This window comes from Marinobacter gelidimuriae (assembly GCF_000372805.1).
Lineage (GTDB): Bacteria > Pseudomonadota > Gammaproteobacteria > Pseudomonadales > Oleiphilaceae > Marinobacter > Marinobacter gelidimuriae.
In genome coordinates, this window is record NZ_KB889943.1 from 1 (window position 1) to 8,366 (window position 8,366).

Genomic DNA, 8,366 nt, shown 5'->3' on the forward strand with positions numbered 1-8,366 from the left:
GTTTTCAGACGGTGAGGCTTCAGCTTCGCAGCCCGCCAAATCTGCTGTACTTGCCAGCGGGTGACGCCGGCATGTTCTGCCATCAATCGAAGACTCCAATGGGTGAGCCCGCGCGGAACCTTATGGACAGTGTCATTCAGAATGGNTTTGACCTTTTTTTGATCAAGCTTTCGGGGCTGTCCTGGCCTTGGGGCATCGTTCAACCCTGTTAACCCTTGCCTGGAATAGCGATTACGCCACTTGAACACCGTGGGGCTACTGACACCGAGCGATTCTGTGACCTCCTTCGGGGACTGCCCAGCGTTCAATGACAACAAAATTCGCGCTCGTTGCACCAGATGCTGGCTCATGGTGCCCATTCGCAACCAGCTCTCCAGTTCCAGTTGATCGTTAACTGTAAGATTAAAAGGTGCAGGTTGCCGCGCCACAATAACATCTCCATAATTCGTGAGTATCGCGAAATTATAGCAGGGTTAGGATAGCTAATTAACCAGTCGGGACACTAGGCACCGCAATGTGCAAACAGCTAACCGATCAGGATCGTACCGTTATCGCCACTCACCGCCCAGGCGACGAGCCGCGCAAAAAAGCTGAACAGTGGCAAAAAACCATGGCCGAAGCAGGCTACACCGTTAACATTATGCCGGTGGACGTTGCCGACTATGACAGCTGCAAAGCCTTTATGGAAAGCGTGGAAAAAGAGTTCGGTCCTGTGGATGTGCTGGTCAATAATGTCGGCATCACCAACGATTCGCCGTTGAAAAGAATGGGGGCAGATCAGTGGACCCAGGTTATCAACGTAAACCTGAACTCTATGTTCAACATGTGCCGCCACGCGTTCGAGGGCATGTGCAACCGCGGCTTTGGCCGCATTGTAAACATATCCTCCATTAATGGTGGCAAAGGCCAGTTCGGGCAGAGCAACTACGCTGCTGCCAAGGCCGGCGTTTACGGCTTCACCAAATCGATCGCACTGGAGGGCGCCCGCAAAGGCGTTACCGTCAACTCGATTTCGCCGGGCTACATTGATTCCCCGATGGTGCGCGCAGTGCCTGAGAAAGTGCTGGAAAGTATTGTTGCGGACATCCCGGTGGGCCGCCTTGGGCAGCCAGACGACATCGCCCGCGCGGTGGCGTTTTTGACCGCCGAAGACGCTGGTTTTGTGACCGGCGCAGACCTGGTGGTCAACGGCGGCCAGTTCATGGGCTAACGCCAAACCCTGAAGAGCCTAAAGTGAAAAAAGCCGGAATGAATGAACTCCGGCTTTTTTAATGACACTAGGGTATAAGAGTGCATCCAGCTGGCGGCGATCAGGATTCCGGCAATGCCATTACGTCCGGCTCGCGATAGGTGTTCAGGCGCTTGCGCCAGCCGGGCAACCACTGCTCGCGTTCGCGCGCCTGAGTCGCCAGCTCAGCGCGGCGGGTTAACACTTTGTCGGCCGCTTCGCGGAACTGTTGCAACACCGGATCGGCAGATTGCTCCGGCATGGCTTGAAGAACCTGCAGCAAGCCCCAGCCCTCACCTTTATAACGTTCAGATGTTGCCAACCCTTCGCCCTTGAAGTTCACATAATCCACCAACGCATAAACACCACCCGGTGTTTGGCTCAGCTGCGCCAGGTGATTGCTTACCGCAAGCTGCCGGGCTAATGGTGCCGCCTCAACAACGGACTTTATAGACGCTTGCGCCCGGCGAAATATGAACTCAGCCTGAACACCTTGGGTGCCCGCCAAAAATTCTCGCAGTTCTGCTACCTGGGGTGAATTCTCCACCGCATCAAAAGCCGCTTTGTCTGCCCAGGGTGCATCAAACGGCTTTAGCTCTCGAAGCCAGTCCGGAATAGACCGCTGGCGCTGGGCCATGTAATCAATCAGTGTGGGAAAACTCTCGACGAAACCAGCTTCAACGCCTTTCGGGTACCAGATAAAATGACCGATACCGAGTGACGGAAACGCCTCACCGTCGTTCCAGTGCACCAGGCAGCGAAACTGCCCCGCGCATTCGTTCTGGAAAATCTGCTGGCCAATCCAGTCAAGCTGCGCGGGTTTTAGCACTAGGGAAATATCGCTGACACCCCCACCGGCCACCTGCGGCTGATTAACATCCAGAGTCTCGGGCTCCGGATTTTCGCTCTGCCCGGCCAGCCCGATATCGGCGTTTTGTTCACAGCCAGCCAGCAGTGCCGCCAGAGCGCCCACCAGCATCAAGGTAAAAAGTGCAGACGATCGAGTGCGATACTGACACTGCCTGCGAATACTATTTTTGCCCACCGTTCAGGCGCCCCCGCCAGGGTTTATTTTATCTTCAGTGCGCAGTTCGAAATCGCTGGCGTCATGGCGCTCGCGGAGCTGTTTACGGGGCTCGCCGGTCACTTTATTCACCATACGGCCACGCTGCACCGCAGGGCGCTTTGCCACTTCTTCGGTCCAGCGCAGCACGTGGGTATAGCTTTGCGCGTCGAGAAACTCTGCGGCTTCGTAAACCAGATTTTTGATCAGCGCTCCGTACCAGGGCCAAATCGCAATGTCTGCGATTGTATAGGTGTCACCGGCAATATAGCGGTTGTTCGCCAGCTGCCGATCCAACACGTCCAGCTGGCGCTTTACTTCCATCGCGTAGCGGTCAATCGGGTACTCGTATTTTTCCGGTGCGTAAGCGTAGAAATGACCGAAACCTCCGCCCAACATCGGCGTGCTGGCCATCTGCCAAAATAACCAGTTCAGGGTTTCGGTTCGGCCGGCGGCGTCTTCAGGCAGCAGCACGCCAAATTTTTCGGCCAGGTACAACAGCATAGAGCCCGACTCAAACAGGCGCTGCGGCGGTTGCGCGGAGTGGTCCAGCAGCGCCGGAATTTTGGAGTTGGGATTAATGTCGACAAAACCACTGCCAAACTGATCGCCCTCGCCAATGTTAATCAGCCAGGCGTCGTATTCAGCACCGACGAAGCCCAGCTCCAGCAGTTCCTCCAGCATCACGGTTACTTTTACGCCGTTGGGCGTCGCCAGTGAATACAGTTGAAACGGGTGCTTACCTGTCGGCAGGGGTTTGTCGTGGGTAGCACCGGCAACCGGCCTGTTAATGCTGGCGAAAACACCGCCGTTGGCTTTGTCCCAAGTCCATACCTTTGGCGGTGTGTAAACGTTGTCTGACATTATTTACCCTCCGAATTGCGAAGTGAATGTGTGGCGCTGGCCGACGCAATCGGCGGGCAGAAAACCTTAAGAGAACCTTACTGCTCCACAAACGCCCGCTCGACAACGTAATGCCCCATATCTCCCCCACGAGCTTCTTTAAAGCCCATGCTGTTGAGTATGGCGCAGGTGTCTTTGAGCATACTGGGACTGCCGCAAATCATGAAGCGATCATTCTCGACATCAAACTCTGACAAGCCCAAATCCTGGGTGATTTTTCCGCTTTCCATAGCGTGTGTCAGCCGCCCGGTGTGGCGAAAGGGTTCGCGGGTTACCGTAGGGTAATACAGCAGTTTGCCATCCACCATTTCACCAAAGAACTCGTTCTCTGGCAGGGCCTCGATTTCGTGCTGGTATGCCAATTCGGTAGCGTAACGCACACCGTGAGTTATGATCACTTTATCAAAGGCTTCATACACGTCCGGATCTTTTATGATGCTCATAAAAGGGGCAAGACCGGTGCCGGTGGCAATCAGCCACAGATTTTTTCCTGGCAGCAGGTTGTCTAGAATCAGCGTACCGGTAGGCTTACGACTAACAAGAATTTCATCACCTACTTTTATTTTCTGTAGCTTGGACGTCAACGGGCCGTCTTGCACTTTGATGGAGAAAAACTCGAGCTCTTCTTCATAATTTGCGCTAGCGATACTGTAGGCGCGCATCAGCGGTTTGCCTTCCGTTTCCAGGCCGATCATCACAAAGTGGCCATTCTTGAAGCGAAAGCCGGGGTCGCGACTGGTTTTGAAACTGAACAGAGTATCGTTCCAATGGTGCACACTGGTGACGGTTTCTTTAATCAGATTGCTCATTTCACCCTCTTGCGTCAATTCGCGTTAAATAGGAATAGCGTGTTTGTCAGCGACCGGCTGCGTCAGCGGGCCGCTGTGAAAACGAAACTCGGAATCAGGCTGTTCAATCAGCTTTTGTTCGATGGCCAGAAAGACCGCAACTCTGTCTTCAACCGGGCCGCCGTTAGCCTGTTCGGCCAGAGCCAGGTAGTCGCGGTAATGGCGGGCTTCGGATTTCAGAAGTCCGTTATAAAAATTGGAAAGCTCGGTATCAAGATACGGTGCCAGGGCCGCAAAGCGCTCACAGGAACGTGCTTCAATAATGGCGCCAATCACCAGCAGATCGACCAGGCGGCCAGGGTCGGTGCTGCGCACTGCGGCGCGCAAACCTGCGGCATAGCGTGCCGGGGTTAAGTGGCCATAACTAATTCCGCGCTCCGTCATCAGAGCCAGAACCTGTTCAAAATGCCGCAACTCTTCCCGCGCCAGTCGCGACATTTTGTGCAGCAAGTCCGGGTTATCCACATAGCGGTACATCAGGCTGAGCGCTGTGGAAGCCGCTTTTTTCTCGCAGTGGGCGTGGTCAATCAGCAGCAAGTCCTGATTCGCCAGAGCATTATCTATCCAGGCCTGAGGCGTCCGGCACGGTAAAAAGTCATTAATACTATCATGAGCACTCTCGTGAATACGCTCGTTAGTGCTGTCGATATTAGTCTCGATAGTACTATCGATAGTGCTGTTGATAGTGCTCTGCAGGGCGTCGTTCATGGCATCCCGAACATTGGGTTAAAATTGATGCGCCAGTATAGCGCAGCTAACAAATCTCTCCGACCTCTGTCCAATTTAACTTTATAAGGGCTTTCCTATACAATACAGCGCCAGTTTAAAGCCTTTTCACCATAACATTTCCGCCAGGCGCCTTGCGCCAACAAAGTGGAACACTCCAACCGATGAGGGTCAAACCGTGTTAGAAGCCTACCGTGAACACGTTGCCGAGCGTGCAGCTCTGGGTATTCCACCCAAGCCTCTGAACGCCGAACAAACCGCCGCACTGGTGGAACTGCTGAAAAAGCCGCCCGCCCCTGAAAACGAAGACGAAAACGTACTGATTGACCTGTTGGAAAACCGTGTTCCGCCCGGGGTGGATGAAGCCGCTTATGTAAAAGCCGCGTTCCTGACCGCCCTTGTGAAAGGCGAAGCCAGCTCCGCAGCGATTAACAACGGCAAAGCAATCCAGTTGCTTGGAATGATGCAGGGCGGCTACAACATCACCACTCTGGCGGACCTGTTAGACGATCCCGAACTGGCCGAACCCGCCGGCATTCAACTCAAACACACTCTGCTGATGTTCGACGCTTTCAACGATGTAAAGGTAAAAATGGACGCCGGCAACGCCGTTGCCAAAGACGTGATTGAATCCTGGGCTAACGCCGAATGGTTCACCAAACGTAACAAAGTTGCCGACAGCATCAAAATGGTGGTGTTTAAAGTCACCGGTGAAACCAACACCGACGATCTATCGCCAGCACCCGATGCCTGGTCACGCCCTGACATTCCGTTGCATGCCCGCGCTGCTTATAAAATGACCCGCGATGGCCTGAGCCCCGAAGAACATGGTGTTATCGGCCCCATGAACCAGATTGCCGACATTAGCGCCAAAGGCCTGCCCGTTGCTTTCGTAGGTGACGTTGTAGGTACCGGCTCTTCCCGTAAATCCGCCACCAACTCGGTGCTGTGGTTCTTCGGTGACGACATCCCTGGCGTGCCGAACAAGCGCGGCGGCGGTGTGTGTATCGGCAACAAAGTGGCCCCTATCTTCTTCAACACCATGGAAGACGCGGGCGCGCTGGTATTTGAAGCGCCGGTTGACGACATGAACATGGGCGATGTGATTGATATCCGCCCGTATGAAGGCAAAATTCTGAACGAAAACGGCGACGTGATCTCTGAATTCAGTTTCAAGTCCGACGTGATTCTGGACGAAGTTCAGGCTGGCGGCCGTATTCCGCTGATCATCGGCCGCGGCCTGACCACCAAGGCCCGTGAAACACTGGGCCTTGGCGCTACCGACCTCTTCCGCCTGCCAGACGACCCCGAAGTTGGCACCAAGGGTTTCACCCTGGCGCAAAAAATGGTCGGCAAAGCCTGCGGACTGGAAGAAGGCCAAGGCGTTCGCCCCGGCACCTATTGCGAACCGAAAATGACCACCGTGGGTTCCCAGGACACCACCGGCCCGATGACCCGCGACGAACTGAAAGATCTGGCGTGCTTGGGTTTCCAGGCCGACCTGGTCATGCAGTCATTCTGCCACACAGCCGCTTATCCCAAGCCGATTGACGTGGAAATGCAGCACACCATGCCAGACTTCATGCGTACCCGCGGCGGTGTTTCACTGCGCCCGGGCGACGGCATCATCCACTCGTGGCTGAACCGCATGCTGCTGCCCGATACCGTAGGCACCGGTGGTGATTCCCACACCCGTTTCCCCATGGGCATCTCCTTCCCGGCCGGTTCTGGCCTGGTAGCGTTTGCCGCTGCCACCGGCGTTATGCCGCTGGACATGCCGGAATCGGTGCTAGTGCGCTTCAAAGGCGAACTGCAGCCTGGCATTACCCTGCGTGACCTGGTGCACGCCATTCCCCTTTACGGCATCAAGCAGGGCATGCTGACCGTAGAGAAGAAAGGCAAGATCAACGAGTTCTCTGGCCGCGTGCTGGAAATCGAGGGTCTGGAGCACCTGACCGCAGAGCAGGCGTTCGAGCTGTCTGACGCCTCTGCCGAGCGCTCCGCTGCAGGCTGCACCATCAACCTGTCAGAAGAGTCGGTGGCCGAGTATCTGCGCTCCAACATCACCATGCTGCGCTGGATGATTGCCGAAGGTTACGGCGACGCGCGTACTCTGGAGCGTCGTGCCCAGGGTATGGAGGCCTGGCTGGCCAAACCTAGCCTGATGCGCGCCGATTCCGATGCCGAGTACGCTCACATCATCGAAATTGATCTGGCCGATATCAAAGAGCCGATCGTGTGCTGCCCGAACGATCCGGACGACGCCCGCGTTCTGTCCGATGTCGCCGGCGACAAGGTCGACGAAGTGTTCATCGGTTCGTGCATGACCAACATTGGTCACTTCCGCGCCGCCGGTAAACTGCTGGAGCAGAACAAAGCGCCCCTGAAAGTCCGCCTCTGGATGTCTCCGCCCACCAAGATGGACGAGTCCCAGCTGATGGAAGAAGGCTACTTCAAAATCTACGGCGACGCCGGTGTGCGTACCGAGATGCCGGGCTGTTCGCTGTGCATGGGTAACCAGGCGCGGGTAGGCGCTGGCACCACTGTGCTGTCTACATCCACCCGTAACTTCCCCAACCGCCTGGGCGATGGCGCCAACGTGTACCTGACCTCTGCGGAACTGGCATCGGTAGGCGCAATTCTGGGCAAACTGCCGACACCGGCAGAGTACATGGAGTACGCCAAGAACCTGAACAGCATGTCGAAAGAGATCTACAAGTACCTGAGCTTTGACAAAATGGACAACTACACCAGCAAAGCCGCCGAAGCCAATATCGCTTAAGCCTTTGGGACCAGACCGGGGACAGATTTGAAATCTGTCCCCTATCCTAAGAACGCCAGCCCGAGAGCTGGCGTTTTTTATGGCTGGCTGCTCAGACTCAGCGCTTGTACGACCTACGTGCCCACCCTACTGCGTGCAGCCTTCCATGGAGGGGCTTGCACGGGGTGGGGGTATCTTCTCCGCAGAAGCCAGGTAGGAGAGAGTCTCTTTCCCACGAAAGTGCCTCGGGGCCCGACCTCCAAGCAACCGGACAAACGTAAGCGCCAATAAATCAGCACCTACATTCCCGCTCGCCGATTACACACACTGACTCCTCACCCATTCCATGAGGAATCAGCATGACCCCAACCGAACGAGCACACGTCTGGCAGCAGCATATCACTGACTGGGAAACCTCCGGCGTGTCCGGCAGCGCTTACTGCAAGCAACAGTCACTGGTTTATCATCAATTCGTTTACTGGCGCCGGAAGCTGGCTCCGGCTGAAGACTGTCTGAAGCAAGAGCAAGCGGCCACCGGGTTCACGCGGGTCGTTTCTGCTCCTGGCGCTGGCATCGGCGGAGCCGATGGCTTGACCGTGTCACTGCCCGGTGGTGTCTCCATCACTGGTTTGCGCGCCGGCAACATCGAGTTGCTCGGCGCTGTTTTGAGACAGCTGTGATGCGCCACCGATATTTGCGCCCGTCCTTGTCATTGCCAGAGATTTACCTGTACCGAGCCCCCGTTGATTTCCGCAAACAGGCCCATGGCCTGGCGGTCTTGGTTGAACAGGAACTGGGCCATAATCCGTTTACCGGAGCGCTCTACGCCTTCACCAA

8 protein-coding genes and 1 pseudogene are annotated in these 8,366 nt (G+C 55.8%); 4 read left to right on the forward strand and 5 right to left on the reverse strand.

The window, feature by feature from the left end; genetic code table 11:
* Window positions 1-359 (reverse strand): helix-turn-helix domain-containing protein (locus A3OI_RS0117755; RefSeq protein WP_155903221.1); only part of this gene is annotated, 359 nt, incomplete at its 3' end.
* Between the two features lie 146 nt (window positions 360-505).
* Between A3OI_RS0117755 and phbB the strand changes: the two are divergent.
* Window positions 506-1,210: pseudogene (gene phbB, locus A3OI_RS20790) on the forward strand (acetoacetyl-CoA reductase); the annotation flags it as partial.
* Window positions 1,211-1,310: 100 nt separating this feature from the next.
* Here the strand turns inward: phbB and A3OI_RS0117765 are convergent.
* The 4 genes from A3OI_RS0117765 to miaE all read right to left on the reverse strand — a co-directional run bounded on the left by A3OI_RS0117765 (window position 1,311) and on the right by miaE (window position 4,750).
* Window positions 1,311-2,273, reverse strand: a complete 963-nt coding sequence (locus A3OI_RS0117765) for a hypothetical protein (RefSeq protein ID WP_228703031.1) — start codon at window positions 2,271-2,273, stop codon at window positions 1,311-1,313.
* A gap of 3 nt (window positions 2,274-2,276) precedes the next feature.
* Complete coding sequence (gene yghU / locus A3OI_RS0117770) at window positions 2,277-3,155, reverse strand: glutathione-dependent disulfide-bond oxidoreductase (protein WP_018405565.1); 879 nt, start codon at window positions 3,153-3,155, stop codon at window positions 2,277-2,279.
* 77 nt (window positions 3,156-3,232) lie between these two features.
* A complete protein-coding gene (locus A3OI_RS0117775) occupies window positions 3,233-4,003 on the reverse strand; it encodes a ferredoxin--NADP reductase (RefSeq protein ID WP_007351799.1) in 771 nt (256 codons plus the stop codon).
* Window positions 4,004-4,027: 24 nt separating this feature from the next.
* Window positions 4,028-4,750: a tRNA-(ms[2]io[6]A)-hydroxylase gene (gene miaE, locus A3OI_RS20795; RefSeq protein ID WP_018405566.1), complete on the reverse strand. Its 723-nt coding sequence runs from the start codon at window positions 4,748-4,750 to the stop codon at window positions 4,028-4,030.
* A 196-nt stretch (window positions 4,751-4,946) separates the two neighbouring features.
* Here miaE and acnB point away from each other — a divergent pair, with 196 nt between their 5' ends.
* From acnB to tnpB, 3 genes are all read left to right on the forward strand, one after another.
* Window positions 4,947-7,550 (forward strand): bifunctional aconitate hydratase 2/2-methylisocitrate dehydratase, encoded by a 2,604-nt coding sequence (gene acnB / locus A3OI_RS0117785; protein ID WP_018405567.1) that lies wholly within the window; start codon window positions 4,947-4,949, stop codon window positions 7,548-7,550.
* Window positions 7,551-7,888: 338 nt separating this feature from the next.
* The gene (gene tnpA / locus A3OI_RS0117790; protein ID WP_018405568.1) at window positions 7,889-8,209 is read left to right on the forward strand and encodes an IS66 family insertion sequence element accessory protein TnpA; all 321 of its coding nucleotides are present in this window, start codon (window positions 7,889-7,891) and stop codon (window positions 8,207-8,209) included.
* On the forward strand, window positions 8,209-8,366 hold a 158-nt coding region (tnpB, locus tag A3OI_RS24765; protein ID WP_081622975.1), incomplete at its 3' end, for an IS66 family insertion sequence element accessory protein TnpB. The genes tnpA and tnpB, both read left to right, overlap by 1 nt.